Raw genomic sequence first — 23,630 nt, forward strand, 5'->3', positions numbered from 1 at the left:
GTCTCCTCGTCCGCCCTTGCGATTCCGCGCCAGCCTAGCGCGCCGCCTACAGCGAGGCTTGCGCCGCTCGCGGATTTATCACATCAATCAATGTAAGGTTGCGAGCGTTTAGGGGGCGTGAGTGCGTATCGACAGGCGGGCCGTGATCGCGGCCGGGACGGCGTCGGCCTGGCTGTTGGCCGCCGGAGCCCAGGCCCAGGAACCCACCGGCCGTTGGGTGCGCGCCGAAAGTCCCCACTTCGTCGTCTATTCCGCCGACGGCGAGCGTGAGGCGCGCGAATACGCCCTGATGCTGGAAGACTTCGACGGCGTCCTGCGCCGCTTCCACGGCAAGCAGGACGCGCCGGCCGGGCGCAAGCTGCCAGTCTACCTCGTTCGCGACAACGAGCAGCTGCAGAGGGTGTTTCCCGGCTCAGACCGCGCCGCCGGCATCTACACCCCGGCGCTGCAGGAGATCTTCATCGTCGCCGTCAAGGGCGTCGGCGACTACAGCACCCTCGACCTGACCGCCGGCGACAACATCGTGCTGCACGAATATGTGCACCACTTCATCATGCAGTACTTCCCCGACGGCTATCCGGCCTGGCTCTCGGAAGGCCTGCCCGAGTACTATTCGACCATCGACCTCAAGCCCAAGCGGGTGTTCGTCGGCGGTCCCAACAACCTGCGGGCCTTCTCGCTGCGCCAGCGCTCCTGGCTGTCGGCGGACAAGCTGCTGAGCAGCAATCGCCGCCAGATCGACGAGCAGAGCGTCGGCGTGTTCTACGGCCAGGCCTGGCTGCTGACCCATTACGTCTGGAGCAACGCCGAGCGGCGCCAGAAGCTGGGCGCCTATCTCGACCGCTACCGCGACGGTCAGGATCCGATGAAGGCCTGGACCGAGGTCTATGGCGACGACGCCAGGGGCCTGGAGAGCAAGCTCAAGAGCTACATGAACACCCGCCTGATGGGCGTGGAGATGACCCGCGACGGTCCGCCGACGCCGCCGATCACGGTCACGGCCATGCCGGCCGGGGCCGACGACCTGCTGCTCGACGTCCAGCTGCTCAAGCGCTTCGTTCCCACGGACAAGGACAAGGTGCTGGCCAGGGTGCGCACCCAGGCCGCCAAGCGCCCCACCGAACGCTTCAGCCGCACGGCGCTGGCGCGGGCCGAGGTGCATCTGGGCGATCGCGACGCGGGCGAGGCGATCCTGGAACGGCTGCTGGCCGAGAAGCCCGACGACCTGGAAGCCCTGCAACTGGCCGCCTTCAGCCGCATCTATCGCTCCGAGAAGGCTCCGGCCCAGGCGCGCGCCCTGTTGAACGAGGCGGCGGTCTATCTTGGCCGGGCCAACAAGCTCGACCCCGACAACTACCTGACGCTCTACGGATATGGCCGCACCCAGCGCGGCGTCGGCAAGCCGACCGAGAACACGCTGAACGTCGTGGCCCGCGCCGTCGAACTGGCGCCCCAGCAGCCGACCCTGCGCATGACCGCCGGCCAGACCTTCATGGAGGCCGGGGCCTACGAGGAAGCCCGCTATTTCCTCGAACCGGCGGCCAACAACCCGCACGGCGGCGGTTTCGCCACGGCCGCCCAGAAGCTGCTCGACCAGATCAACGCCAAGGAAGCCGCCGCCGGAGCCAAGCCGGCCGCCAAGACGAGCTGAGGGTCCGGTCCGCCGGGTTCAGCCCCGCGGCCGCCAGGCCAGCACCTGCGCGCCCTCGACGCCGACGCGGCGGCACTGCGCTTTCAGCGGACAGGCCCCGCAACGGGGCGCGTCGTGCGGGCAGAGCATCTGGCCCAGGCCATGCTTCATCAGGCAGTGCAGTTCGAAGAGGTCGTCGGCTGTCCAGCTGTCGGGAACCAGCGCCATCAGGCCATGGTAGCTGTGCGTCGGGTCGCCTGGACCGACCAGCCCCAGACGCTGGGCGGTGCGGTGCACGTGGCTGTCGACCACCAGGTCGCGCATGGCCAGGGTGCTGAAGTTGAGCACGCTGGCGGCGACTTTCTGACCAACACCGGGCGGGGCGCGCAGCTCGTGCCGGGCCTGCTCGACGGTTTGATTGCGCAGGTGGCTGAGCGACAGCCAGCCGACCCGCGCCTCGATCATCCGCAACGCCAGCGGCAGTCGCCGGGCCTTGTCCTGCGCGAACTGCACGTCCCCTATGAGATCGAGCACCGCGTCGGGCTGCGCTCGCGCCAGGTCCTCCCAGCTCTGGAACGCGCCCTGCAGCCGCAGAAACGCCGCCCACGACACCGCATCCAGCGTGCGATGGCTGATCGACGACTTCACCAGCTGCGAGACCGGATCCATCCGCGCCTTGGGACGCTGCGGGCCGAACGCCTCAAGCAGGCCGTCGCGCACGCCTTCGAGCGGCGAGCGGGCGAGGTTCAGGGATAGCTGCATGGCGCGACCAACTGGAACATAATGGGAACATTATGCGTCGATCAATAGATTGTCCACAGCCTTAGCGCTGTCGGCGCGCGCGTCCCCAAAGGGCGGTGACCCGCCGGCGCAGACGGCCAAACGCCACCTGCACGGGCGTCGGGGCCTGGTCGGGCTCGGGGCGCTCCTCGGCCGGCAGCTCGACGCCGGCGAAGCGGGCGATCAGGTCGCGCAGTTCCGGCTCCTGCACCGCGAGGGCGGCCTCGACCGGGCTCATCCACTTGAGGGTCCGCTGGCCCTTTTCCGGCCAGGTCGCGTGCTCGCCGGTGACCTGCATCGGATAGACGTCGACCTTGACCAGCCGCGCCGCGCCGCTCTTCAGCCCCTTGAGATATTCGTAGTCGCCGAAGGCCGCCGGCGCGATCCGACCGTCCAGCCCGGCTTCCTCGTAGGCTTCCTGGGCCGCGGCCTGGGGATCGGCCTTGTCCTTCATCGGCCAGCCCTTGGGGATCACCCAGCGGCGGGTCTCGCGCGACGAGACGAGCAGAATCTCCAGCCCAGCGCCGTCGCCGCGCCAGGGCAGGGCGGCGACCTGGCGACGCTTGCCGCCACCCTTGCCGGTCCCTTGGCTTCCGCCGGTCTGCTTGACCGTCCCGTCCGTCACTTCATCCAGAACCCGAGATAATAGAACAGCGCCGCCGTCAGGGCCGCCGCCGGAAGCGTGATGACCCAGGCCACGACGATGTTCTTGGCCACACCCCAGCGCACCGCCGAGACCCGGCGCGAAGCGCCGACGCCCACAATAGCGCCCGTGATGGTGTGAGTCGTCGATACAGGAACGCCGATATGCGTGGCGAGGAACAAAGTGATCGCGCCGCCGGTCTCCGCGCAGAAACCCTGCATCGGCGTCAGGCGGGTGATCTTGCTGCCCATGGTGTGCACGATCCGCCAGCCGCCGAACAGCGTGCCCAGCCCCATCGCCGTCTGGCAGGCCAGCACCACCCAGAACGGGATGTGCCCCGGCTGGTGCGTGGCGCCGTGGGCGAACAGCAGGGCGGCGATGATGCCCATGGTCTTCTGAGCGTCGTTGCCGCCATGGCCCAGGCTGTAGAGCGCGGCCGAAACGAACTGCAGCTTGCGGAACACCCGGTCGGCGAAGAACGGCGAGGTCTTCACGAAGGTCCAGGAGACAATCAGCACCAGGATCAGGGCCAGCACGAAGCCGAAGGTCGGCGACACCACGATGCCGGCCGCGGTCTTGCCCAGGCCCGCCCACTGGATGGCGCCCAGGCCGCCGACCTTGGCGACCGACGCGCCCACGAGGCCGCCGATCAGGGCGTGCGAGCTGGAGGAGGGGATGCCCGCCCACCAGGTCAGCAGGTTCCAGCTGATCGCTCCGCCCAGGGCGCCGAAGATCAGGCGGTCGCTGATGATGTGCGGGTCGACGATGCCCGAGCCGACCATCTTGGCCACGCTGGTGCCGAAGAACATGAAGGCGATGAAGTTGAAGAACGCCGCCCAGATCACCGCCCACTTGGCCGAAAGCACGCGGGTGGAGACGATGGTGGCGATCGAGTTCGCCGCGTCGTGCAGGCCGTTCAGGAAGTCGAACGCCAGGGCGACGACGACCAGGAACACCAGGATGAGAAGGGTCGGGTCCACGGGGCGGGCCTCTTAGACCTGCTCGACCACGATGCCGCTGATGCGGTTGGCCACGTCCTCGAAGCGGTCGACCACCTTTTCCAGGTGGCTGTAGATGTCGATGCCGACGATGAAGGCCATCGGATCGGCGTCGCGATGAGCCAGGAACAGCTCCTTGCGGCCCAGGTCGTACATCTGGTCGGCCTGTTCCTCGATCTGGGTGATCTTTACGGCCAGGTCGCTCAGGCGCTGGGCGTTGTTGCGCATCTTGGGCAGCAGCGACACGGCCTCGGCCGTCAGGTCGGCGGCCTGGACGATGATCTGCGCCATCGCCTTCATCTGCGGCTCGAAGGTCTTGACCTCGAACAGGCTGACCACCTTGGCGGTCTTGCGCATCTGGTCGATGGCGTCGTCCAGCGACGTCGTCAGGTCCTGGATGTCGCTACGGTCGAAGGGGGTGATGAAGCTGCGGCGCACGGCCTGCATCACCTGGCGGGTGATCTCGTCGGCCTCTTCCTCGTGCAGGTTCACCCGGGTGGTGGCCGCCTCGATGCTGTCGGCTCCGCTCATCAGGTCGCTCAGCGCCTTTGAGCCCGCCACCAGCGTCTGGGCGTGCTGCGAGAAAAGGTCGAAGAACCGGTCTTCCTTCGGCATGATCGCCCGGAACAAACCCAGCATGGTCGCTTCATCCTTTTGTTCGAAGCGCGGCAACGAAAAACGCGGACGTCCGTATCGGGAGCATCCGCGTCATTGGCCGGAGCGGAACCACGGAAGAGCCGGCCGTTCAAGCCCCTCTGTGAAACTTTTGTGACAGCCTGAGCCGCGCGCCCGACGGCGCAAGGCGGAAAGTCGGCGCCGCGACATAGCGTCCCAAGCGGCCGCAAAACCCTTCGCCGGCCCAAATCTAAACAACGTTCTTAACCTTGCCGTCCGATCCTCGAAGCCTGAATTCGGGGAGGCCAAGATGGGCGAACACGTCGAGACGCTGGTGATCGGGGCCGGGCCCGCCGGGCTTTCGGCCGCTCACGCCCTGGCCTGCGCCGGCCGCACGGTGACCGTGATCGAGGCCGGCGCGATCGGCGGCGCCGCCCGCACCCTTTCCTTCGACGGTTTCTCCCTCGACGTCTCCGGCCGCCGGCTGAGCTCGGCCGATCCGGCCATCCGCGCCTTCTGGACCGCACTGCTGCCGAACGACCTGGTCGAGGCCCCCAGCGCCATGCGTCTTGAAGGCGAGCGGGCGGCCCGCGGCCGTCCCGGCGCCGCCATCGGCGCCCTGCTGACCGCCAGGCTGCGTCCGATCGCCAATTCCAAGACGCTGAGCGAGTGGCTGACCCGCCGTTTCGGCCGCCGCGTCGCCCGCCGCCTGGGCGACTACGCCCACAAGCTCTGGGCCCTGCGTCCGGAAGAGACCCCGGCCCAGCCGGCCTGCCCCAGCTTCCAGTCCGAAACCGGCTCGCTTCCGCGCCTGGGTACGGGCCAGCTGTGGGACGCCTGCGCCCAGGTCATCCGCGCCGCCGGCGGCGAGATCCAGCTGGGCCTCAAGGCCACCGGCCTGCGCCGCGACCGCGCCACCGGCGTCTGGACCGTCACGGCTGAAACCGGGGAGGGGGCGACCGAGACCTTCACCGCCGACCAGGTGATCTCGACCATGCCGCTGCGCGAGCTGATGGGCGCGCTGTCGCCCACGCCGATCAGCCTCTTCCACGCCTGCGAGCTGATGTATCGCGACCAGGTCACCGTCGCCTTCGCCGCCAAGCCCGGCCGCCGTCGAGCCCCGGCCCTGGCCGAGATCCACGATCCGCAGATCAAGGCCGCCCGCGCCCGCGCCCTCGACGGGGGCGCTCTGGCGCTCGACTATTACTGCTTCGAAGGCGACGCCACCTGGGTCGCTGACGATGCGGCTCTCACCGCCCACGCCGTCACCGAGGCCGCGCGTCTTGGCCTGATCGCGCCGGGCTCGGCCCGCGACGCCCAGGTCGTGCGCCAGCGCAAGGTCCACCCGATCCACGACGAGTGCTGCGACGAGCATCTGAAGATGATCGGCCTGGACCTGCGCCTGCACTTCGCTGGCCTGCACCTGGCCGGCCGCGCCGGAACCCATGGCGACAGCGCCGACGATCAGTCCATCCGCACCGGCCTCTCCGCCGCCGCCAACGTCCTGGCCCGCGTCCTGACCCCGGTGAGGGTGGCTGCGTAGCCCCAAGGTTTCTTCTGCCCGGGGTGAGCCTGAGCTCGCCCCTTTCCCCCTCCCGTAAAATCCCCGCGAAAGCGGGGACCCAGGCTTTTCACCGCCCCACTCCGCCTCCCTCGCCCCTGTGGCGAGGGCCCATGCCGGCGACCGCTCAAACCTCGGCCGTCCTCGACAGGTCTGAGCAGCTGAACGATGGATCCTGGGCACAAGGCCCAGGAAGGCGGTGTTGGGTTGGGCTGACGGGGATTGGCGAGCGTCTATCCCCGATGATCGCGCCAAAGACCCCAACCAATCCAGCTGCTTACAACTTTCTCAGCGCTCTGGATCAGACGCGCTGAAACCCGCTGCATAATGGACCCCGTCCCGTCGCAGGGAGAGGGCGCAAGGATCCGGCCCGAAGCGTGCGACGGTGATGCGATCGAGCGGGGCTGAAGGAGCGGCGAGAGCCGGGCCTGAAGGCTTAAATGAGGATGGGGGACGTAAACCCATCCATCGGGAGCTTGCCTGTCATAGGCTCCCGCCCGTCCGAGGGTCCGCTCCGGCGCCTTCTGTCTGCACGCGATGGCTAGCGAAGCTTACAGCCCGGTTCCGAGGAAGGCACAAGCCGAAGGGGGTGAAGGGCGGAAAAGGCCCGCGCGCCCCGGCCTGAGGTCAAGAACGATCGCGCGGGGCGTCAGAGCTTCGTCGAAACGGTATTCAAATCACAGCATCCGGGCGTGGCCCGGACGCCCCGCGCCCTCTCCGATCAACTCAGCGGTTCACCGCGTGAGATCGCAAAACCGTTCCCTCTCCCCTTGCGGGAGAGGGTGGCCTCCCGGAGGGAGGTCGGGTGAGGGGTCTCTCAAACCTCAACACCGCGTGCGGCGGTCAGGCCGGGCGGAGGCGTCTCCCATCTGAGAAACCCCTCATCCGACGGCCTTCGGCCGCCACCTTCTCCCGCAAGGGGAGAAGGACCCGCTTACTCCGGCCGCTTCAGGTTCCGTGCGCCCCAGCAGGCCAGATGCACGAAGGCGTCGGCCAGGCCGATCGCGGCGACCATCGCCACGATCCCGCACGACACCACGACGACGATCGAAGACATGCCCGTTCTCCCAGCTTTCGGCTGAACGGCGAAGCTGGTCCTCCGGTTCCGCCTGATACCGGTCCCAACGGTAAGAAACGGGCTTAGAGGTTGACAACGTTGTCACGTTCGGGGCGACTACGGCGTCCCGCGAAGACGGACATGGGGAGTGAAAACAGATGGCAGGCATGGGCGGCGCGGCCCCGGTGAACGGCGGCGCGGACGGAAAAGGGGCGGCTCTGCTGCCCTTCGTGATTCTTCTCTTCTTCGCCTGGGGCTTCTCGACCTGCCTGGTCGACCTCGTGGCCCCGGCGCTGAAGTCGCTGTTCTCGCTGACCAACTTCGAAGCGGGCCTGACCCAGTTCGCCTTCTTCATCGGCTACGCCGTCGTCTCGCTGCCGGCGAGCTTCCTGCTGGCCAAGGTCGGTTATCTGCGCACCGTCGTCGTCGGCCTGCTGGTCATGATGGTCGGCTGCCTGATGTTCGCCCCCGCCGCCAACGCCGGCGTCTATGAAGGCTTCCTGGCCGCCCTGTTCGTGCTGGCCTCGGGCATCACCATCCTGCAGGTGGCCGCCAACCCGCTGGTCGCCATCCTCGGCAAGAGCGAGACCGCCTCGGCCCGCCTGACCTTCGCCCAGTTCCTGAATTCGTTCGGCACCTTCCTGGCGCCCTTCGTCGGCTCGGCCCTGATCCTCAGCCATATCGAGAAGGCGCCGGACCCGGCCACCCTGACCGCCGTCCAACTGGCGGCCGTGCGCCATTCCCAGGCCCAGGCCGTGCAGACGCCCTACCTGATCATCGCCGGCGTGCTGCTGGCCCTGGCCGTGCTGTTCTGGCTGCTGCGCAAGAACACCTCCGCCCCTCAGGCCGAGAAGGCCGTCGGCGTCGGCGAGATGCTGGGCATGCTGAAGTACAAGCGCCTGGCCTTCGCCGTGCTGTGCATCTTCGTCTATGTCGGCGCCGAGGTGTCGATCGGCACCTACATGACCAGCTACCTGACCCAGTCCAACACCCTGGGCCTGACGCTGGCCAAGGCTGGAAGCATGGTCGCCTTCTACTGGGGCGGCGCCATGGTCGGCCGCCTGGTCGGCTCGTTCGTCCTGGCCAAGGTGTCGCCGGGCAAGGTGCTGGCGATCGCCTCGCTGGCCGCCATCGTGCTGATCCTGGTCTCGGCCTTCAGCGTCGGCCCGCAGGCCGGCTACGCCCTGATCGCCATCGGCTTCTTCAACTCGATCATGTTCCCGACCATCTTCACCCTCGGCATCGAGGGGATGGGCCACCGCACGCCGCAGGCCTCGGGCCTGCTGTGCATGGCCATCGTCGGCGGCGCCCTGGTTCCGCCGGCCACCGGCTGGCTGGGCGACCATTACGGCCTGGGCCTGGCCTTCCTGCTGCCGGCTGTCTGCTACCTGGTCATCGCCGCCTTCGGCTGGTCGGCCCGCAAGCCGGCCCCGGCGCTGTTCGTCCAGGACGAGCTGGCTCCGGCCGCGGCCGAGTAGGGCGCTCTATCAGAACCGGCCGGGCCTCCACCCGTCCGGACCCGACAGAAAGCGGCGGGGCGCCCAGCGCTCCGCCGTCTTCGCGTCCAGGGCGTGGGCGGTCGGCTCGCGCGCGGCGGGGTCCGCCCCGCGTCCGGTCGAGGCGTATTCGGCGTAGTAGGCCGTCTTGAAGGTCTCGGTCTTGCCCGGCGTCCATTCCCGCCAGCCCTTGGGCTGCAAATCAGCGTCGATCTTCGTGCGCAGGAACACGACGGTCGCGTAGGGCCGCCAGGCCCGGCCCAGCCACAGCTCGCCCACCTTCGGGTCGGCGGTGATCGTACAGCGGTCGAAGACGTAGCCGCTGTCCTGGTCGGGCGCGTTCTTGCTCTGGGCGGTGATCATCACCGTGGCGTTGGCGATGCCGTGGATGGTGCAGCGGTCGAAGACGGCCTTGCTGTCGCCGAAGATGAAGTCGACGTGGCCCTCGATGTAGCAGTCGCGGAAGTACTGCCGGCTCGGCGGCTTGCCCTTGCGGCTGGCGGCGTAGAGCGTGTCCTGCGCGCCCAGCAGCCGCACCTTGTAGAGCTGGGCCCGGTCGCCCATCAGGGCCAGGGCCACGGCCTGCGAGGGTTGGGCGTTCTTGAGATGATAGTCGTTCTGGATGGTCAGGTTGCGGGCCAGGAAGTCGTCGCCCGACACCGTCACCGAGGAGGATTTCAGCGTCCCGCCGACCGTCGCCGAGGCGTCGCCATAGACCAGCACCACGTCCTGCGGCCGCTTGCCCTTGCCGACCAGCCGCACGCCGTTTCGCGGGATCGACAGCTTCTCGCGATAGGTCCCCGGCGCGATGTCGATCTCGCCGCCGCTGGCGGGTAGGGCGTCGATCGCGGCCTGTAGCGTCCGGTGATCGGCCTTGCCGTCGACGGCCACGGTCAGACGCAGCGGCGCGGCCCCGACCAGAGCGGTCAGGGCCGTGGCCGCCAGGGCGAGCCGCCTGGCAAAACTGGAAATGGTCATGGCCCGCGTCCTCCCCGGATCGTTTCGCCAAGCAATATGACACCGGTAGACATTTGACCAGAAGGATCAATCAACGTCGGCTATCCGACGGAAGATATTGAGAAATGTTCGCACGGAACGTCCGTGTCGGCGCGAGGGTTTGAATGACCGGTCGGGGAAGCTGAACACTCAGGGAGACGCCACATGGCCGCAGCCGCCAAGTCCACCTCGAAAGCCAAGTCCAAGTCCGCCTCGGCCCGCCGCACGCGCCGCACCGGCCGTCGTGATCCTCTGGCGATCCGGCTGCTGAAGGCCGACCATCGCGAGGTCGAGGCGATGTTCGACGAGTACGAGCAGCTGGAAAGCGACGCCGAGAAGCTGGCGCTGTTCAACAAGATCGCCCTGGCCCTCAAGGTCCACACCCAGATCGAGGAGGAGATCCTCTATCCGGAAAGCCGCGGCGAGGTTGAGGACGACCTGCTGGACGAAGCCTATGTCGAGCACGACGGCGCCAAGAAGCTGATCGCCGAGATCGAGGCGATGAAGCCGTCCGAGGAGTTCTACGACGCCAAGGTCAAGGTGCTGGGCGAGTACATCAAGCACCACGTCAAGGAAGAGGAGCAGCCCGGCGGCGTGTTCGCCCAGGCCAAGCAGGGCGACGAGGACCTCGAGGCCATGGGCGAGCGGCTCGAGGCCCGCAAGGCCGAACTGATGGAAGAGCTCGGCGGCGAGAAGACCCACTGAGGGGCCTGCCGACACGCAAAGAAAACGCCCCCGGCCGGATGGCTGGGGGCGTCTTTCGTTCGACTGGGTGGTCGCGGCTAGAGTGCGCGGCGTCCGGCCAGCAGGTGATAGATGGCCAGCACGATCACCGCGCCGACAGTCGCCACCAGCAGGCTGTAGAGATTGAAGCCCGAGACGCCCGAGGCGCCGAACTGGTTGAACACGAAGCCGCCGACCAGAGCGCCGACGATGCCGAGCACCAGGTCGACAAGCAGACTACCGCCGGTGCGGCTTACGAGTTTGCTGGCGATGAAGCCGGCCACGAGACCCAGAACGATCCAGGCGAGAATGGACATGAGCGCCTCCTGAACATTTCCTGGCGCGCCTTGGCGCGTCCGATGCAGAAGAAAGGCGCTGATCAAGACTTCGTTCCGACACGATCGCGTGTGTGGCCCCGCCAAATCATGGGGCGAGGAACGGAACTTCTTGGCGTGTTGCTCAGCGCTTGCCGATGCGGGCCTGGATCACCGCCAGCAGCTTCTCGGCAGGCGCGCGGCCCAGGACGATGAACAGGGCGGAGCCGATGATCGCGCCGATCAGGAAGGAGGTGCTCATGGCGGCTCCGAGGGTAAACGGACGGGAGAAGGAAGCGCTTCCAGCCTAGGGGGCGCGATCCGGGTTTACCATGCGACATGCCGCCGCCGCGCCCTCTTGCAGCTTGGCTGGCGCCCGATCGCACAAAAACTGGTTCGACCGCGCGCTTCATATGCGCGAGCAGGAAAATTCCAGATTTCCGGCGTGTCTGCATGCGCAGCGACCCGGCATCCGATGTTTTATGAGTTTTGGGGCTGTGTGAGCCGCCTCTTATGAGCAGGAAACAACCCATGGCCCAGGCGACCGCCCCCTCCAGCCGCTTCATCAGCGGCTTCGGCGTCCAGGTGCTGGTCGGCATGCTCGCCGGACTGGGCCTTGGCCTGCTCGCGCGCCGACTGGGCGTCGAGGAAGGGCAGGCGGGTCACGCCCTGGCCGAGGTCCTGCACCAGGTCGGTTCGATCTTCATCCAGCTGCTGCGCGTGCTGGTGCCGCCGCTGGTGTTCACGGCCATCGTCGCCAGCATCGCCAACCTGCGCGAACTGCAGAACGCCGCCCGCCTGGTCTGGAAGACCCTGCTGTGGTTCGCGATCACCGCCCTGATCGCGGTGGCCATCGGCATCACCCTCGGCGTCGTGCTGAAGCCGGGCGCGCACGCCGTGCTCGATGCGGCGACCGCCGCCGCGCCGCGCACCAACGGCTCGTGGCTCGACTTCCTGACCGGCCTCATCCCGTCCAACATCCTGGGCCTCAACGCCTCGACCAAGGTCGGCGACAGCGGCGCCAGCACCTCGCTGTCGTTCAGCGTGCTGCAGATCCTGGTCATCTCACTGGCCGCCGGCATCGCCGCCCTGCGCGTGGGTCCTGCGGGCGAAGGCTTCCTGGCCTTCAACGCCTCGGCCCTGGCGGTCGTGCGCAAGGTGCTTGGCTGGGTGATCCGCCTGACGCCGATCGGCACCGTGGGGCTGCTCGGCAACGCCGTCGCCCAGTACGGCTGGACGACGCTGGGCCAACTCGGCGCCTTCACCGGCGCGATCTATATCGGCCTCGGTCTGGTGCTGTTCGTCGTCTATCCGATCCTGCTGACCGCGCACGGCCTCAACCCGCTGAAGTTCTTCGCCAGCGCCTGGCCTGCCATCCAGCTGGCCTTCGTCTCGCGCTCGTCGATCGGCACGTTGCCGGTGACCGAGACGGTGACCGAGGCGGGCCTAGGCGTGCCGCGGGCCTACGCCGCCTTCGCCGTGCCGCTGGGCGCGACCACCAAGATGGACGGCTGCGCCGCGATTTATCCGGCCCTATCGGCGATCTTCATCGCCCAGTTCTACCACTTGCCGTTGGGCGTGGCCGACTACGCGCTGATCGTCGCCGTCTCGGTGCTGGGCTCGGCGGCCACGGCCGGCCTGACGGGCGCGACGGTTATGCTGACCCTCACCCTGTCGACGCTGGGCCTGCCGCTGGAAGGCGCGGGCCTTCTGCTGGCCATCGACCCGATCCTCGACATGGGCCGCACGGCCGTGAACGTCGCCGGCCAGGCCCTGGTGCCGACCCTGGTGGCCAAGCAGGAAGGCATTCTCGACCAGGCGACCTATGACGCCGCCGCCGGCGTCGCCCCTGAAGGCTCTCTGGAGGAAGGCGCGGTCACGCAGTCCTGACCAACTCCGGCCGGGCTCGTAGGCGCGTGGCGTCGCGCAGCGGCGGGGCGCCGAACAGCCGGGCGTATTCGCGGCTGAACTGCGAAGGGCTGTCGTAGCCGACATTGTGGCCGGCCGTCGCCGCGTCCAGGCCCTGGGCCAGGATCAGCCGGCGGGCCTCCTGCAGACGCAGCTGCTTCTGATACTGCAGCGGGCTCATCGCCGTGACGGCCTTGAAGTGCTGGTGCAGGGCCGAGGGGCTCATCCGCGCCTCGGAGGCCAGTGTCTCCATCCGGAACGGCAGGTGATAATTGGTCCTCAGCCAGTGGATGGCGCGGGAGACCTGGCCCAGCCGGCTTTCGCAGGCGGCGATCTCGCGCAGGCGCGGGCCCTGGTCGGTGCGCAGCAGTCGATAGAGGATCTCGCGCTGGATCAGCGGCGCCAGCACAGGGATGTCGGACGGCTTCTCCAGCAGGCGGACCAGCCGCACCGTCGCGTCCAGTAACTCCGGCGTCGTCTCGCTCAGCGCCATGCCGGGCGCCGGGGCGTTGCGGACCGGGCCGGGGTCGATCTCCAGGATCAGTTCGTTCAGCCGGCGCGGATCGATGTCGAGCCGCACGCACAGATAGGGCGCGTCTTCGCTGGCCTCGATGACCTGGCCGACCACGGGCACATCGACCGAAACCACCAGGAACCGGGCGTGGTCATAGACATAGACCTCTTCGCCCAGCATCACCTGCTTGCGGCCTTGGGCGATGATGCAGACGGCCGCCTCGTGCACGCCGTGCACCGGCGGGCTGGGCTGCGACATGCGGGCCAGCCACATGCCCGGGATGGCGGTGGGATGCACGCCGTCCATCGATACGGATCGTTCAATCGCCTCGGCCAGGGCCGGATGGCGAGGGCAGCCGACAGGCGTCGACGCTGGGGAGGTTTGCATGACGCTAGGTTAGCGCCGTGGGGCGATAAGGCCAATGGCGGCGAGCACGGTTCTGCGGGATCGTGCAAGAATTCCGGGCGATCATGCGCCCAGGCAAGGGTCAGGGGTGCAGGATCAGCGAGCGCGGGGTCGCCTCGAAGCGCGACAGGCGGCCCAGATAGCTCATGCCCAGCAGCGAGGTTTCAAGGCCGCTCTCGATCACCAGGGCGTCGACATTGGCGACCTTGGCGCCGGCGATGGCGACGCTGCCCAGCTTGACCGAGGCGGCGCGGGTGCGGCCGTCGGCGGTGACGACGTCGTACTCATAGTTCAGCTTGGCGACGTCGATGCCCAGGCGCTGGGCGTCGGCTTTGCTCAGCGAGACCGCGGTGGCGCCGGTGTCGACCAGGAATCGTACGGCGCGGCCGTCGACCTTGGCCTCGGCCCAGAAGTGGCCGTCGGGACCCTTGGTCAGCTGAGCGGCGCCGGCGTCGCCCAGGGTGGCGGCGGCCGCGGTGGCAGGACCCGGTGACGATTGACGCAGCGAGCTGTCGAGCGAGGTCACGGCCTTGGCCGCACCTACCGCCGACAACGCACCGACAATCGCGATCGCCGTGAACTTGAGCATCGAAAGCACCCCGCCTTGCAGGCTTTTCGGCCGTTTCTACGACCATTGACTGCACAGTAGGGCGAAAGGCGTTTTCAACCCGTGAATCGGAATGCGGATTTACTTGGTTAACAAAGTGTCTTCAGAGCTCCCAGTTAACTCGCCGTAACATTCCATCCGCAACATGTAATAAAGTTCATTGACTGGATTTAACTTCAAAGCTCAGGCCCAAGGTCGCATGTTCACCAGCGTTGAAAAGACGCCTCGGGAACAACCTTGATGCAGAGCCTGAAGATACTTTCAAGAACCTGAGGATGCTTCAACCGCGCGAAGCCGACTGGGCGGCCATCAGGCTCTCCATCGGATCGGGGCGAAGGGGCAGGGCGGTAATGATCGCCGCGCGCTCCTCGTCGCTGTAGCGCGACCAGCCGGCGATCTCCTGCAGGGTCCGTCGGCAACCGAGACAGAAGCCGCTCGCGCCATCGACCGCGCACACCTTTACGCAAGGGGTGACGATCGGACGGGGAGGGCGGTTCTCGGAAGTCATGACCGAATGTCGCCGTCCGCGGCGTCGCGCGCAAGCCGCTCGACGTCCAGCGATCGCGCGGCCTGATTTCAACCACTGGGGACAATGCCATGCGCACCACCGTTATCCTGCTCGCCGCCGCCTCGCTCGCCGCCGTCGCCGCGCCGGCCCTGGCCGCCGAACGCCTGAACGACGCTCAATTCGTCCGCGCCAACCGCTGCCTGGGTCTGACCGAAACCAAGGCCTTGGGCGAAGCCGATCCGACCGCCCTGAAATCGCTGATCAAGACGCAGCGTCAGGGCCGCCACAGCTCGACCGAAGATCGCGCGGACAGCGCCCGCCTGGACGCCAAGCGCGAAGCCGCCAACGCCGAGGGCGCCGCCAAGTCGGCCCTGGTCGAGGAGCGCGACGGCGCCTGCAAGTCGCTGGGCCAAAGCTGATTTCGCGGGCCTGATTTCTTCGCATCGCGCCAACAATCTGGCGCGATGCGCTTGCATCGGGCGCGGACGGGTTTAAGTCCGCGCCCATGACCGCTTCCGCCGCCGCTTCGCCCTTTGCCGACATCCGCCGCCTGGCCGCCGACCTGCCCGCGCCGGGCGTCTTCGTTCCGCCGGCCGACGGCGGCCGTCTGGCCGAGATCTCGGCCTGGCTGACGGCCTGGACCGGCCGCAATCCGCCTTCGGTAAACCGCCCGGTGATCGCCCTCTATGCCGGCGCTCGGCAGGGTGTCGGTCCGCGCGGTTACGCTCGCGATCGCCTTGAAGCCGTCGCCTCGGGCGGCGCGACCGTCTGCCGCCTGGCCGGCGCCCAGGGCGCGGGCCTGGAGGCCTTCGACCTCGCCATCGACCGCCCGACGCCCGACGCTCGCCAGAAGGCCTCGATGAGCGAGAAGGAATGCGCAGCGACCATGGCCTTCGGCATGGAAGCCCTGGCCAAGCAGCCCGACCTGCTGATCCCCGGCGTGATCGCCGCCGAAGCCCATCGTGACGCCGCCGCCATCGCCCTGGCCCTGTTCGGCGGCGAGGCCGGCGACTGGACCGAAGCGACCGCCGACGTTTCCGCCGCCGTCGAGCGCGCGCGGGGCGACGGCGATCTCTCCGATCCGCTGGAAGTCCTGCGCCAGCTGGGCGGCCGCGAGACCGCCGCCGTCGCCGGCGCCATCCTGGCCGCCCGCGTCCAGAAGATCCCGGTTCTGCTCGACGGCTACGCCGCCGCGGCCGCCGCCGCCGTGCTGCATGCCATCGATCCCGACCTGATCGCCCACGCCGTCGCCGCTCATGTCGCCGGTCCCGGCCACGCTCGCCTGCTGGAGAAGCTGGGCAAGTCGCCGCTGCTGTCGCTGGAGATCGAGGGCGAGGAAGGCGTCGGCGGCGCATCTGCCGTGGCGCTCGTGCGCCTGGCCTGCGAGGTTCGCTGACGTACTTCCCGAAGCTTGGGTGAACGCCGTTTACGTTGACCCAAGCGTCATCTTTCCAAACGCTCGTTTGGCTCCTATCATCGCCCCGAGACAACAGAGAAGGCCGCCCCAGTCGGCCATGTTCGGGAGCCTGCCATGAACCTCGACTTTTCGCCTGAAGACTTGGCCTTCCGCGACGAGGTTCGCGCCTTCATCGCCCAGAACTACCCCGAGGGCCTGCGCGAGCGGCAGGAGGAGGGCGAGGAGATGTCCAAGGAGGACTTCCTCTCCTGGCACCGCACGCTCGCCAAGAAGGGCTGGGTCGCCCCGGCCTGGCCGCAGAAGTACGGCGGCCCAGGCTGGACCTCGGTTCAGCGCTACATCTGGTCGGAAGAGACCGCCCGCGCCGACTGCGTGCCGATCCTGCCCTTCGGCATCAACATGGTCGGGCCGGTGATCTACACCTTCGCCACGCCCGAGCAGAAGGAACGCTTCCTGCCGCCGACCCTGTCGGGCGAGATCTGGTGGGCCCAGGGCTACAGCGAACCGGGCGCCGGTTCCGACCTCGCCAGCCTGAAGACCAAGGCCGAACGCTTCACCGGCGATGACGGCAAGGAATACTACCTGGTCAACGGCCAGAAGACCTGGACCACCCTGGCCCAGCACGGTGACTGGATCTTCTGCCTGGTCCGCACCGACCCGAACGCCAAGATCCAGGAAGGCATCTCGTTCCTGCTGATCGACATGAAGTCGCCGGGCGTGACTGTGCGCCCGATCATCACACTGGGCGGCGAGCACGAGGTCAACGAGGTCTGGCTCGAGAACGTCAAGGTGCCGGTCGAAAACCGGATCTTCGACGAGAACAAGGGCTGGACCTGCGCCAAGTTCCTGCTGGCCCACGAGCGCTCCGGCATCGCCGGTGTCGCCCGTTCCAAGCGCGGCATCGAACGCATCCGCGCCATCGCCTCGACCGAGCTGTCGGACGACGGCGACGCGCTGATCAAGGACCCGATGTTCAAGCGCAAGATCGCCGAGCTGGAGATCGACCTGACGGCGCTGGAATACACCGAACTGCGCACCCTGGCGGGCGAGGCCGCCGGCAAGGGCCCCGGTCCCGAATCCAGCGTGCTGAAGATCAAGGGCACCGAGATCCAACAACGGATCACCGAACTGGCCCTGGAGGCGGCGGGTCACTACGGCGCGCCCTATTTCCGCGGCTTCCCGAAGGACGGCGACAACGCCCACCCCATCGGCCCCGACTTCGCCCACCGCGCCGCGCCGACCTATTTCAACGTCCGCAAGACCTCGATCTACGGCGGCTCCAACGAGATCCAGCGCAACATCATCGCCAAGATGGTGCTCGGGCTCTGACGTCTTCTCCCTCCCCGGAAGCGGGGAGGGCTTCGCAATCCAATCAACGACGCTCCTGGCAGGCCCGGCGGAACGCGGCCTCGGAGCTTTGAGAACAAGGGACTTCAGGGATGGACTTCAACTTCACCGAAGAGCAGTCGATGGTCCGCGACACGGTCGCGAGCTTCCTGCAGGACAAGTACGACTTCGAGACCCGCCGTAAGATCGTGGCCTCGGAAAGCGGCTGGCGCGCCGACTACTGGCAGGCCTTCGCCGAGGAGCTCGGCATCTTGGGCGCTTCGTTCAGCGAGGAGTTGGGCGGCCTGGGGGGCGGCGCGATCGACAACATGATCATCATGGAGGAGTTCGGCAAAGCGCTGGTCATCGAGCCCTATCTCGGCACGGTCGTCATCGGCGGCGGCTTCATGAAGCACTCGGGCTACGCCGGCGCTGCTTCGGTCATTGAGGGCATCGTCGCCGGAACCACGACCATCGCCTTCGCCTATGCCGAACCCCAGGGCCGCTACACCTGGAGCGACCTGAAGACGACCGCCAAGAAGGACGGTTCGGGCTGGATCCTGAACGGCCACAAGGCCGTGGTGGTCGGCGCGCCGTTCGCTTCGCATCTGGTCGTCACCGCCCGCACCGGCGGAAGCCAGCGCGAGGCCTCGGGCGTGTCGGTGTTCCTGATCGACAAGAGCCTGCCGGGCGTCGTTACCCGCGACTATCCCACCGTCGATGGCGGCCGCGCCTCGGAGGTCTATTTCGAGAACGTCTCGATCCCGGCCGACGCCCTGATCGGCGAAGAAGACGCGGGCCTGCCGCTGGTCGAGAAGGTCATCGACGAGGCCACCGCCGCCAGCCTGGCCGAAGGCGTGGGCGTGCTGCGCAAGCTGCACGAGGGCACCTTGGACTACGCCAAGCAACGCAAGCAGTTCGGCCGCGCCATCGCCGACTTCCAGGTGCTGCAGCACCGCATGGTCGACATGTTCATCGAGCTCGAGCAGTCGGTGTCGATGACCTACATGTCCACCATCAAGCTCGACGAAAGCGACGCCGAGCGCGCCAAGGCCGTCTCGGCCGCCAAGGTGCGCATCGGTCGGGCCCTCAAGTTCGTCGGCCAGAACGCCATCCAGATCCACGGCGGCATGGGCATGACCGACGAGTTGGCCATCGGTCACTACTTCAAGCGCGGCACGATCATCGAGGGTCTGTTCGGCTCGGTCGATCACCACCTGCGCCGCTACGAAGGACTCTCGTTCGGCGCCGCGGCCTAACACCACCTAAGAAACGGCGCCGCCCACGGAACGACGCCGTTTTTCCAGGGAGGCCGCCTGCGTCACGCCGACGCGGGCGGCCTTTTTTCTGGAAGCGCGATTTTCACCGCCCCGTCGGGCGGGGTGCGACCGTTCAACGCAGCAGAACACCCGATCGACTGCACGGTGAATGTGATGCTCCGCCCCGAAGCCCTCCAAGGTCTCTCCCCGGAAAAACTGGCCGACACCCTGGAGGCCATGGATTCCAGCGCCCGCCTTCTGCTCGACCAGGCCCGCGAGGCCAAGGCGCGCGCCGACAAGCTGGAAACCGCCCTGTCGCTGCTGGTCGGCGTGGTCGCCAACGACCCGGGCCTCGAGGAAAACTACGCCCTGCAACGGATCGCGGGCCAGCTGCGCCTGTGCGCCGACCTGCCGGAACTGGCCGCCGAACTGGTCGGCTGCGAGGCCGATCGGATCGAGCCGGTCATGCTGCGGGCCGCGGCCAACATCATCGCCGCCGCCGGCAAACCCGACGCCGTGAGCGAAGCCGTCACCCATGAGCTGATGGACCGGGATGGCGCCACGCTTCACTAATTCGTTCGTTGACTGATAATATTCGCGGCGACTGACCTGACCCGCCGGTGATCATTTTCAGCATGCGGACATCGTCCGAACCCGGAATATTTTGCTTGTCATGGGCGAGCTTGAGCGCATCTTCGCCCATGACGCGCTGACGACTAGGAGGGTGCGAGTCCCTGTAAGCCGCGCGCGTCTCTTTCTGGCTGGGCCGGTCTTTCGACCGGTCCCGTAACAAGTGGAGCGTTTTCAGGAAGCCCTCCTGAACCGCTCCGGGCTGGTCAAGGAGACGCCGCCATGAACGTGACGAAGATGAACCACGCCATGCTGTCCTTCGCCCTGATGGGCGGACTGCTGGTTGGGCCTCGCCCCGGAAACTCCAAGCCGCCGCAGCGGCCGTCCAAGACTTCGGACAGGAAGTAGCGCCTCAGCGCCTCTCACCAAAGAAAAACGCCATCCCGGTCGGTCCGGGATGGCGTGAAATCCGACGCTTTAGTCGGGGAGGGCTTACGGCTTGGCGGCCGCGTTGCATTCCTCGATGCCGGCGGCGTCGAGCGCATCGCCGCGCCACGTGAAGGCCGACACGGCCCCGAGCTCGGCCACGATCTTGCGGCAGCTGCGGCCGGCCGGAAGGGCCTTGACCGTCGGCGCCTTGCAGACGGTGCCGGTGCAGCGCCAGATCGCGCCGTCATGAATGAGTTCGGCCTTGGCCGGCGGCGCCTTGAGCACGAGCATGGCGCCTTCGGAAGTCGCGGCCTGGGCCGCGCCGACGAGCGAAATCGCGGCGAAACCGCCGAGCAGAAGCATACGCATGGACATCTCCTATCCCCACGTCCTATTTCTAGGTGGACGCTGATCACATTGTTCGTTGTGATTGAAAACTAAGTCAATCGGCGAACGTCGATCTCGTGGTCGCGATCGACGTCCAGACCCCAAGCCAGCACGGCCCGCGTCACTTCTGAAGCCTCCGTGACCGAGACCCAGGCGTTGGCCAGCGCCGGCGGCGTCAGTCCACGCTCGATCGTGTGGTGGAGCAGGGCGAACAGCGGATCCCAGAAGCCGTCGGGATTGTGGAACACGATCGGCTTGCGGTGCAGGTCGAGGCGTCGCCAGGACAGCAGCTCGATGATCTCCTCGAGCGTGCCGATGCCGCCAGGCAACACGACGAAGGCGTCCGAACGCTCGAACATCAGCATCTTGCGCTCGTGCATCGAGGTGACGATCACCGTCTCGACGTCATCGAAAGGCTGTTCGCGGCCGCGCAGGAACTCGGGGATGATGCCCAGCACCTTGCCGCCGGCGTCGTGCGCGCCGCGCGCGGCCGCGCCCATCAGGCCAACGCCGCCGCCACCGTAGACGAGCTTGATCCCCGACCGGGCGAAGTCGCCGCCGATGTCGTAGGCCGCCTGCAGATAGGCCGGGTCGGCCGTGTTCGATGAGCCGCAGTAGACGCAGACCGATCCCAGGGCGCTAGACAGGTCGGGCATCGTCGTCCACTCCAACAAAAGAAAAGGCGCGGCTCCCAGCGGGAAGGGCGCGCCATGGTGTTTCAGGCTCGGCCGCAGGCCGACGCCAGACTTGGAAGGCGCATGATCGGGATTCGCAAGGCCGCTTTCAAGCCGTGGCCCCTGGCGTTCGCAGCGTCCATGGCGCTCGTCGCGACCCTGGCGGGCTGCGACGACGCGGGGCGGCGCAACTGGGGCCGGGAAACGCCGGCCGCCCAGCCGGCCCGCGACCCGGAAGCGGCCTATCTGGCGCCGCCTAAGGTCGTGACCGCAGCGGTCGAGGGCGGCGGCGTGGCCGTGTCTGGATCCGCGGCTCCCGGGGCCTCCGTGCGCCTGGGCTCGCCCACCGGCCAGGCCGTCAGCACCGAGGCGGACGCCGGCGGTCTCTGGCGCGCGATCCTGCCCGGCGCGGCCGAGCCCCGCCTCTTCGGCCTGTCGATGACCCGCGAGGGTCGCACCGTCCAGGCCGAAGGCTATCTCTTCGTCGCTCCCGAGGGCGCTGTCGCCCTGCTGCGGGCCGGCGGCGGCACCGAGCCGCTGTCGGGACCGTCCGATTCGCCGCGCATTCTGGCCATCGACTTCGACCGCGAGGGAGGGGCGGTGATTTCCGGCGTTGGCCGGCCCGGCGCCGGCTTCGGCGTCCGCGTCGATCGCGCCACCCAGGCCGAGGGCAAGGTCGACGCCCAGGGACGCTTCAGCCTGTCCCTGACCCAGCCGCTGGGGCCCGGTTCGCACACCGTGCAGGTAGCCGGCGAGGGCGGCGAGAACCTCGTCCGCCTGGACGTGTCTCCGCCCGGACGGCTGACCGGCGGCCCTCTGCATGCCGAGCGCTTCGAAAGCGGCTGGCGCGCCGACTGGATGACCCCCGGCGGCGGGATCCAGACCACCATGCTGTTCACGCCGGGAACCGGCTCGTGAGGGGCTTTTCTTCGGCCGGTCGTGATCAGGCCCGCACCGCGCCGGAAGCCTCACGCCCGGTCTCCGGCTGGGAGGCGCTGGCGGAGCTGCTGCGCCTCGTCCTGCGCTCGAAGGCGCCGGGCCTGAGTTGGCGGCTGACGGCGGCCCTGGTCCTGACCTTCGCCGGCAAGGCGCTGGGCGTCGCCGCACCGCTGCTGCTGGGCGCGGCGGTCAACCGGCTGACGGCCGGGCAGGGCGCGGCCACCCAGGTGACCCTGTCGTTCGGCGCCCTGGCCCTGGGCTGGGCCGGCGTGCGGTTCATCGCCGCCGCCGCGCCGCAGGCCCGCGACGCGGTGTTCACGCCCGTCGCCCAGGCGGCCCAGAACCGCGCGGCGACCGAGACCTTCGCCCACGCCCTGTCGCTGTCGATCGACTTCCACCAGACCAAGCGGACCGGCGCCTTGTCGCGGACCATCGACCGCGGCGCGCGGGCCATGGATTTCCTGATCCGGGGCCTCGTCTTCAACATCGCCCCGACCCTGGTCGAGCTGGTCCTGGCCGCCGCCGTGCTGGCGCGGGCCTATGACTGGCGGTTCGCGGCGACGGCTATCGTCACGGTCGTGATCTACGGCGTCCTGACCTTCTCGATCTCCAACTGGCGGATCGGCCATCGCCGCGTGCTCAACGAAGCCGACGCCGAGGCGGCCAGCCGGGCCGTCGACGCCTTGCTGAACTACGAGACGGTCAAGACCTTCGGGGCCGAGGACCGGGCGGTCGCTGCCTATGAGCAGGCCTTGAAGACCTACGGCGCGGCCCAGATCAAGGCGACCAACTCGCTGTCGCTGCTGAACGTGGTCCAGTCGCTGGTCATGAGCCTGGGCCTGGCGGTCATGGCCGTGCTGGCCGGCTCGGAAGCCGCCGCCGGCCGCATCGGTCCGGGCGACATCACCGCCGTCGTGCTGATCCTCGTGAACCTGTACCAGCCGCTGAACTTCCTCGGCTTCGCCTATCGCGAGATCCGCCAGTCGTTCATCGACATGGAGTCGATGATGGACCTGCGCCGCCAGGGCGCCGACGTCGCCGACGCGGCGGACGCCATCGACCTGCCGCCGACCGGCGACCGCCGGGGCGGGGCCGTGGCCTTCGAGGGCGTCTCGTTCCGTCACGGCGCGCGATCGGACGGGCTGACGGACGTCGGCTTCGTCGCCAAGCCCGGCCAGACCGTCGCCATCGTCGGCCCGTCTGGAGCCGGCAAGACGACGCTGGTGCGCCTGGCCCTGCGGATGATCGATCCGCAGGCCGGCCGGGTGACGCTGGACGGCCATGACCTGAAGGCCCTGACCCAGGTCTCGTTGCGGCGGGCCGTGGCGCTGGTGCCGCAGGACGTGGCTCTGTTCAACGACACGATCGCCGCCAACATCGCCTTCGGGCGCCCCGACGCGACCGAGGAAGAGGTCTGGGGCGCCGCACGGTCGGCGGAGCTGGGCGACTTCATCGGCAATCTGCCGGAAGGCATGGACACCAAGGTCGGCGAGCGGGGCCTGAAGCTGTCGGGCGGCGAGCGCCAGCGGGTAGGCATCGCCCGGGCCCTGCTGGCCGATCCGCGGGTGCTGATCCTCGACGAGGCCACCAGCGCGCTGGACAGCCGCACCGAGGCGGCGATCCAGGCGACGCTGCGCAAGGCCCGGGAAGGGCGAACGACCCTGGTCGTCGCCCACCGGCTGTCGACCATCGCCGACGCCGACGAGATCATCGTCCTGCGCCGGGGCAAGGTGGTCGAGCGCGGTCCGCACGCCGACCTGCTGGCGGCCGACGGCGAGTATGCGGCCCTCTGGCGTCGCCAGACGCGCGGCAAGGTCGCGACGGCTTGATCGATCGGCTATATCGGCGGCGACTGCTTCGAACACCTGGGAGGC

Annotated in this window: 25 protein-coding genes; 13 read left to right on the top strand and 12 right to left on the bottom strand. The window is 68.1% G+C overall.

Annotation, left to right across the window (positions count from 1 at the left end; all coding sequences use genetic code 11):
• Positions 1 to 121 precede the first annotated feature (121 nt).
• Positions 122 to 1,651 (top strand): DUF1570 domain-containing protein, encoded by a 1,530-nt coding sequence (locus AC2YHT_RS08950; protein WP_487289275.1) that lies wholly within the window; start codon positions 122 to 124, stop codon positions 1,649 to 1,651.
• An 18-nt stretch (positions 1,652 to 1,669) separates the two neighbouring features.
• Here the strand turns inward: AC2YHT_RS08950 and AC2YHT_RS08955 are convergent, their stop codons facing one another.
• The 4 genes from AC2YHT_RS08955 to AC2YHT_RS08970 all read right to left on the bottom strand — a co-directional run bounded on the left by AC2YHT_RS08955 (position 1,670) and on the right by AC2YHT_RS08970 (position 4,690).
• Positions 1,670 to 2,392 (bottom strand): endonuclease III domain-containing protein, encoded by a 723-nt coding sequence (locus tag AC2YHT_RS08955; protein WP_487289276.1) that lies wholly within the window; start codon positions 2,390 to 2,392, stop codon positions 1,670 to 1,672.
• A 61-nt stretch (positions 2,393 to 2,453) separates the two neighbouring features.
• Complete coding sequence (locus AC2YHT_RS08960) at positions 2,454 to 3,035, bottom strand: NUDIX hydrolase (RefSeq protein WP_487289278.1); 582 nt, start codon at positions 3,033 to 3,035, stop codon at positions 2,454 to 2,456.
• Positions 3,032 to 4,033 (bottom strand): inorganic phosphate transporter, encoded by a 1,002-nt coding sequence (locus AC2YHT_RS08965; RefSeq protein WP_110122037.1) that lies wholly within the window; start codon positions 4,031 to 4,033, stop codon positions 3,032 to 3,034. The genes AC2YHT_RS08960 and AC2YHT_RS08965 overlap by 4 nt, the downstream gene beginning before the upstream one ends.
• A gap of 12 nt (positions 4,034 to 4,045) precedes the next feature.
• Entirely contained in the window at positions 4,046 to 4,690 is a 645-nt protein-coding gene (locus tag AC2YHT_RS08970; RefSeq protein WP_487289279.1) for a DUF47 domain-containing protein, read from the bottom strand.
• Positions 4,691 to 4,976: 286 nt separating this feature from the next.
• Here AC2YHT_RS08970 and AC2YHT_RS08975 point away from each other — a divergent pair, with 286 nt between their 5' ends.
• On the top strand, positions 4,977 to 6,209 hold the full coding sequence (locus tag AC2YHT_RS08975; protein ID WP_487289280.1) for an FAD-dependent oxidoreductase: 1,233 nt from the start codon (positions 4,977 to 4,979) through the stop codon (positions 6,207 to 6,209).
• A gap of 952 nt (positions 6,210 to 7,161) precedes the next feature.
• Here the strand turns inward: AC2YHT_RS08975 and AC2YHT_RS08980 are convergent.
• Positions 7,162 to 7,284, bottom strand: a complete 123-nt coding sequence (locus AC2YHT_RS08980; RefSeq protein ID WP_487289282.1) for a hypothetical protein — start codon at positions 7,282 to 7,284, stop codon at positions 7,162 to 7,164.
• Between the two features lie 158 nt (positions 7,285 to 7,442).
• On the opposite strand from AC2YHT_RS08980, the gene AC2YHT_RS08985 reads away from it, so the two are divergent.
• A complete protein-coding gene (locus AC2YHT_RS08985) occupies positions 7,443 to 8,762 on the top strand; it encodes a sugar MFS transporter (protein ID WP_487289283.1) in 1,320 nt (439 codons plus the stop codon).
• Positions 8,763 to 8,771: 9 nt separating this feature from the next.
• Here AC2YHT_RS08985 and AC2YHT_RS08990 read toward each other — a convergent pair whose 3' ends face one another.
• Positions 8,772 to 9,758, bottom strand: coding sequence for a pectinesterase family protein (locus AC2YHT_RS08990; RefSeq protein ID WP_487289285.1), 987 nt, complete (start codon positions 9,756 to 9,758; stop codon positions 8,772 to 8,774).
• Positions 9,759 to 9,941: 183 nt separating this feature from the next.
• Between AC2YHT_RS08990 and AC2YHT_RS08995 the strand changes: the two genes are divergently transcribed.
• Complete coding sequence (locus AC2YHT_RS08995; RefSeq protein ID WP_487289287.1) at positions 9,942 to 10,481, top strand: hemerythrin domain-containing protein; 540 nt, start codon at positions 9,942 to 9,944, stop codon at positions 10,479 to 10,481.
• 77 nt (positions 10,482 to 10,558) lie between these two features.
• Here the strand turns inward: AC2YHT_RS08995 and AC2YHT_RS09000 are convergent, their stop codons facing one another.
• Positions 10,559 to 10,816, bottom strand: a complete 258-nt coding sequence (locus AC2YHT_RS09000) for a GlsB/YeaQ/YmgE family stress response membrane protein (RefSeq protein WP_487289288.1) — start codon at positions 10,814 to 10,816, stop codon at positions 10,559 to 10,561.
• 528 nt (positions 10,817 to 11,344) lie between these two features.
• Here AC2YHT_RS09000 and AC2YHT_RS09005 point away from each other — a divergent pair.
• The gene (locus AC2YHT_RS09005) at positions 11,345 to 12,703 is read left to right on the top strand and encodes a dicarboxylate/amino acid:cation symporter (protein WP_487289289.1); all 1,359 of its coding nucleotides are present in this window, start codon (positions 11,345 to 11,347) and stop codon (positions 12,701 to 12,703) included.
• Here the strand turns inward: AC2YHT_RS09005 and AC2YHT_RS09010 are convergent.
• From AC2YHT_RS09010 to AC2YHT_RS09020, 3 genes are all read right to left on the bottom strand, one after another.
• A complete protein-coding gene (locus AC2YHT_RS09010; RefSeq protein ID WP_487289290.1) occupies positions 12,690 to 13,541 on the bottom strand; it encodes an AraC family transcriptional regulator in 852 nt (283 codons plus the stop codon). The genes AC2YHT_RS09005 and AC2YHT_RS09010 overlap by 14 nt on opposite strands.
• Positions 13,542 to 13,722: 181 nt before the next feature.
• Complete coding sequence (locus tag AC2YHT_RS09015; RefSeq protein ID WP_110121651.1) at positions 13,723 to 14,238, bottom strand: TIGR02281 family clan AA aspartic protease; 516 nt, start codon at positions 14,236 to 14,238, stop codon at positions 13,723 to 13,725.
• A 289-nt stretch (positions 14,239 to 14,527) separates the two neighbouring features.
• On the bottom strand, positions 14,528 to 14,755 hold the full coding sequence (locus AC2YHT_RS09020) for a DUF1289 domain-containing protein (RefSeq protein ID WP_487289291.1): 228 nt from the start codon (positions 14,753 to 14,755) through the stop codon (positions 14,528 to 14,530).
• A gap of 89 nt (positions 14,756 to 14,844) precedes the next feature.
• Between AC2YHT_RS09020 and AC2YHT_RS09025 the strand changes: the two genes are divergently transcribed.
• The 6 genes from AC2YHT_RS09025 (at position 14,845) to AC2YHT_RS09050 (ending at position 19,735) form a co-directional block, all read left to right on the top strand.
• Positions 14,845 to 15,174, top strand: a complete 330-nt coding sequence (locus AC2YHT_RS09025) for a hypothetical protein (RefSeq protein WP_487289292.1) — start codon at positions 14,845 to 14,847, stop codon at positions 15,172 to 15,174.
• 86 nt (positions 15,175 to 15,260) lie between these two features.
• Positions 15,261 to 16,151, top strand: a complete 891-nt coding sequence (locus AC2YHT_RS09030; protein ID WP_487289293.1) for a nicotinate-nucleotide--dimethylbenzimidazole phosphoribosyltransferase — start codon at positions 15,261 to 15,263, stop codon at positions 16,149 to 16,151.
• 135 nt (positions 16,152 to 16,286) lie between these two features.
• On the top strand, positions 16,287 to 17,501 hold the full coding sequence (locus AC2YHT_RS09035) for an acyl-CoA dehydrogenase family protein (protein ID WP_487289295.1): 1,215 nt from the start codon (positions 16,287 to 16,289) through the stop codon (positions 17,499 to 17,501).
• Between the two features lie 110 nt (positions 17,502 to 17,611).
• Entirely contained in the window at positions 17,612 to 18,757 is a 1,146-nt protein-coding gene (locus tag AC2YHT_RS09040) for an acyl-CoA dehydrogenase family protein (RefSeq protein ID WP_487289296.1), read from the top strand.
• 174 nt (positions 18,758 to 18,931) lie between these two features.
• A complete protein-coding gene (locus AC2YHT_RS09045) occupies positions 18,932 to 19,330 on the top strand; it encodes a hypothetical protein (protein ID WP_110121657.1) in 399 nt (132 codons plus the stop codon).
• A 279-nt stretch (positions 19,331 to 19,609) separates the two neighbouring features.
• The gene (locus AC2YHT_RS09050) at positions 19,610 to 19,735 is read left to right on the top strand and encodes a hypothetical protein (protein ID WP_233245354.1); all 126 of its coding nucleotides are present in this window, start codon (positions 19,610 to 19,612) and stop codon (positions 19,733 to 19,735) included.
• 84 nt (positions 19,736 to 19,819) lie between these two features.
• Here AC2YHT_RS09050 and AC2YHT_RS09055 read toward each other — a convergent pair whose 3' ends face one another.
• Together AC2YHT_RS09055 and AC2YHT_RS09060 are read right to left on the bottom strand one after the other, a co-directional pair.
• On the bottom strand, positions 19,820 to 20,125 hold the full coding sequence (locus AC2YHT_RS09055) for a DUF8200 family protein (RefSeq protein WP_487289297.1): 306 nt from the start codon (positions 20,123 to 20,125) through the stop codon (positions 19,820 to 19,822).
• 68 nt (positions 20,126 to 20,193) lie between these two features.
• Positions 20,194 to 20,799: an LOG family protein gene (locus AC2YHT_RS09060; RefSeq protein WP_487289298.1), complete on the bottom strand. Its 606-nt coding sequence runs from the start codon at positions 20,797 to 20,799 to the stop codon at positions 20,194 to 20,196.
• 102 nt (positions 20,800 to 20,901) lie between these two features.
• Here AC2YHT_RS09060 and AC2YHT_RS09065 point away from each other — a divergent pair, with 102 nt between their 5' ends.
• Together AC2YHT_RS09065 and AC2YHT_RS09070 are read left to right on the top strand one after the other, a co-directional pair.
• On the top strand, positions 20,902 to 21,735 hold the full coding sequence (locus AC2YHT_RS09065; RefSeq protein ID WP_487289299.1) for a hypothetical protein: 834 nt from the start codon (positions 20,902 to 20,904) through the stop codon (positions 21,733 to 21,735).
• Positions 21,660 to 23,585, top strand: coding sequence for an ABCB family ABC transporter ATP-binding protein/permease (locus AC2YHT_RS09070; RefSeq protein WP_487289413.1), 1,926 nt, complete (start codon positions 21,660 to 21,662; stop codon positions 23,583 to 23,585). Before AC2YHT_RS09065 ends, AC2YHT_RS09070 begins: the two co-directional genes overlap by 76 nt.
• Positions 23,586 to 23,630: the final 45 nt, after the last annotated feature.

Source organism: Caulobacter sp. SRI_008, assembly GCF_057586355.1.

Bases quoted from the DNA above. Each gene is read 5' to 3' on its own strand.
- AC2YHT_RS08995 (WP_487289287.1), top strand. From the start codon at position 9,942: ATGGCCGCAGCCGCCAAGTCCACCTCGAAAGCCAAGTCCAAGTCCGCC.
- AC2YHT_RS09000 (WP_487289288.1), bottom strand. From the start codon at position 10,816: ATGTCCATTCTCGCCTGGATCGTTCTGGGTCTCGTGGCCGGCTTCATC.
- AC2YHT_RS09035 (WP_487289295.1), top strand. From the start codon at position 16,287: ATGAACCTCGACTTTTCGCCTGAAGACTTGGCCTTCCGCGACGAGGTT.
- AC2YHT_RS08975 (WP_487289280.1), top strand. From the start codon at position 4,977: ATGGGCGAACACGTCGAGACGCTGGTGATCGGGGCCGGGCCCGCCGGG.
- AC2YHT_RS08955 (WP_487289276.1), bottom strand. From the start codon at position 2,392: ATGCAGCTATCCCTGAACCTCGCCCGCTCGCCGCTCGAAGGCGTGCGC.
- AC2YHT_RS09005 (WP_487289289.1), top strand. From the start codon at position 11,345: ATGGCCCAGGCGACCGCCCCCTCCAGCCGCTTCATCAGCGGCTTCGGC.
- AC2YHT_RS08990 (WP_487289285.1), bottom strand. From the start codon at position 9,758: ATGACCATTTCCAGTTTTGCCAGGCGGCTCGCCCTGGCGGCCACGGCC.
- AC2YHT_RS09055 (WP_487289297.1), bottom strand. From the start codon at position 20,125: ATGCGTATGCTTCTGCTCGGCGGTTTCGCCGCGATTTCGCTCGTCGGC.
- AC2YHT_RS09065 (WP_487289299.1), top strand. From the start codon at position 20,902: ATGATCGGGATTCGCAAGGCCGCTTTCAAGCCGTGGCCCCTGGCGTTC.
- AC2YHT_RS09045 (WP_110121657.1), top strand. From the start codon at position 18,932: ATGCTCCGCCCCGAAGCCCTCCAAGGTCTCTCCCCGGAAAAACTGGCC.
- AC2YHT_RS09040 (WP_487289296.1), top strand. From the start codon at position 17,612: ATGGACTTCAACTTCACCGAAGAGCAGTCGATGGTCCGCGACACGGTC.
- AC2YHT_RS09025 (WP_487289292.1), top strand. From the start codon at position 14,845: ATGCGCACCACCGTTATCCTGCTCGCCGCCGCCTCGCTCGCCGCCGTC.
- AC2YHT_RS09060 (WP_487289298.1), bottom strand. From the start codon at position 20,799: ATGCCCGACCTGTCTAGCGCCCTGGGATCGGTCTGCGTCTACTGCGGC.
- AC2YHT_RS08970 (WP_487289279.1), bottom strand. From the start codon at position 4,690: ATGCTGGGTTTGTTCCGGGCGATCATGCCGAAGGAAGACCGGTTCTTC.
- AC2YHT_RS09010 (WP_487289290.1), bottom strand. From the start codon at position 13,541: ATGGACGGCGTGCATCCCACCGCCATCCCGGGCATGTGGCTGGCCCGC.
- AC2YHT_RS08985 (WP_487289283.1), top strand. From the start codon at position 7,443: ATGGCAGGCATGGGCGGCGCGGCCCCGGTGAACGGCGGCGCGGACGGA.
- AC2YHT_RS09030 (WP_487289293.1), top strand. From the start codon at position 15,261: ATGACCGCTTCCGCCGCCGCTTCGCCCTTTGCCGACATCCGCCGCCTG.
- AC2YHT_RS09050 (WP_233245354.1), top strand. From the start codon at position 19,610: ATGAACGTGACGAAGATGAACCACGCCATGCTGTCCTTCGCCCTGATG.
- AC2YHT_RS09020 (WP_487289291.1), bottom strand. From the start codon at position 14,755: ATGACTTCCGAGAACCGCCCTCCCCGTCCGATCGTCACCCCTTGCGTA.
- AC2YHT_RS08980 (WP_487289282.1), bottom strand. From the start codon at position 7,284: ATGTCTTCGATCGTCGTCGTGGTGTCGTGCGGGATCGTGGCGATGGTC.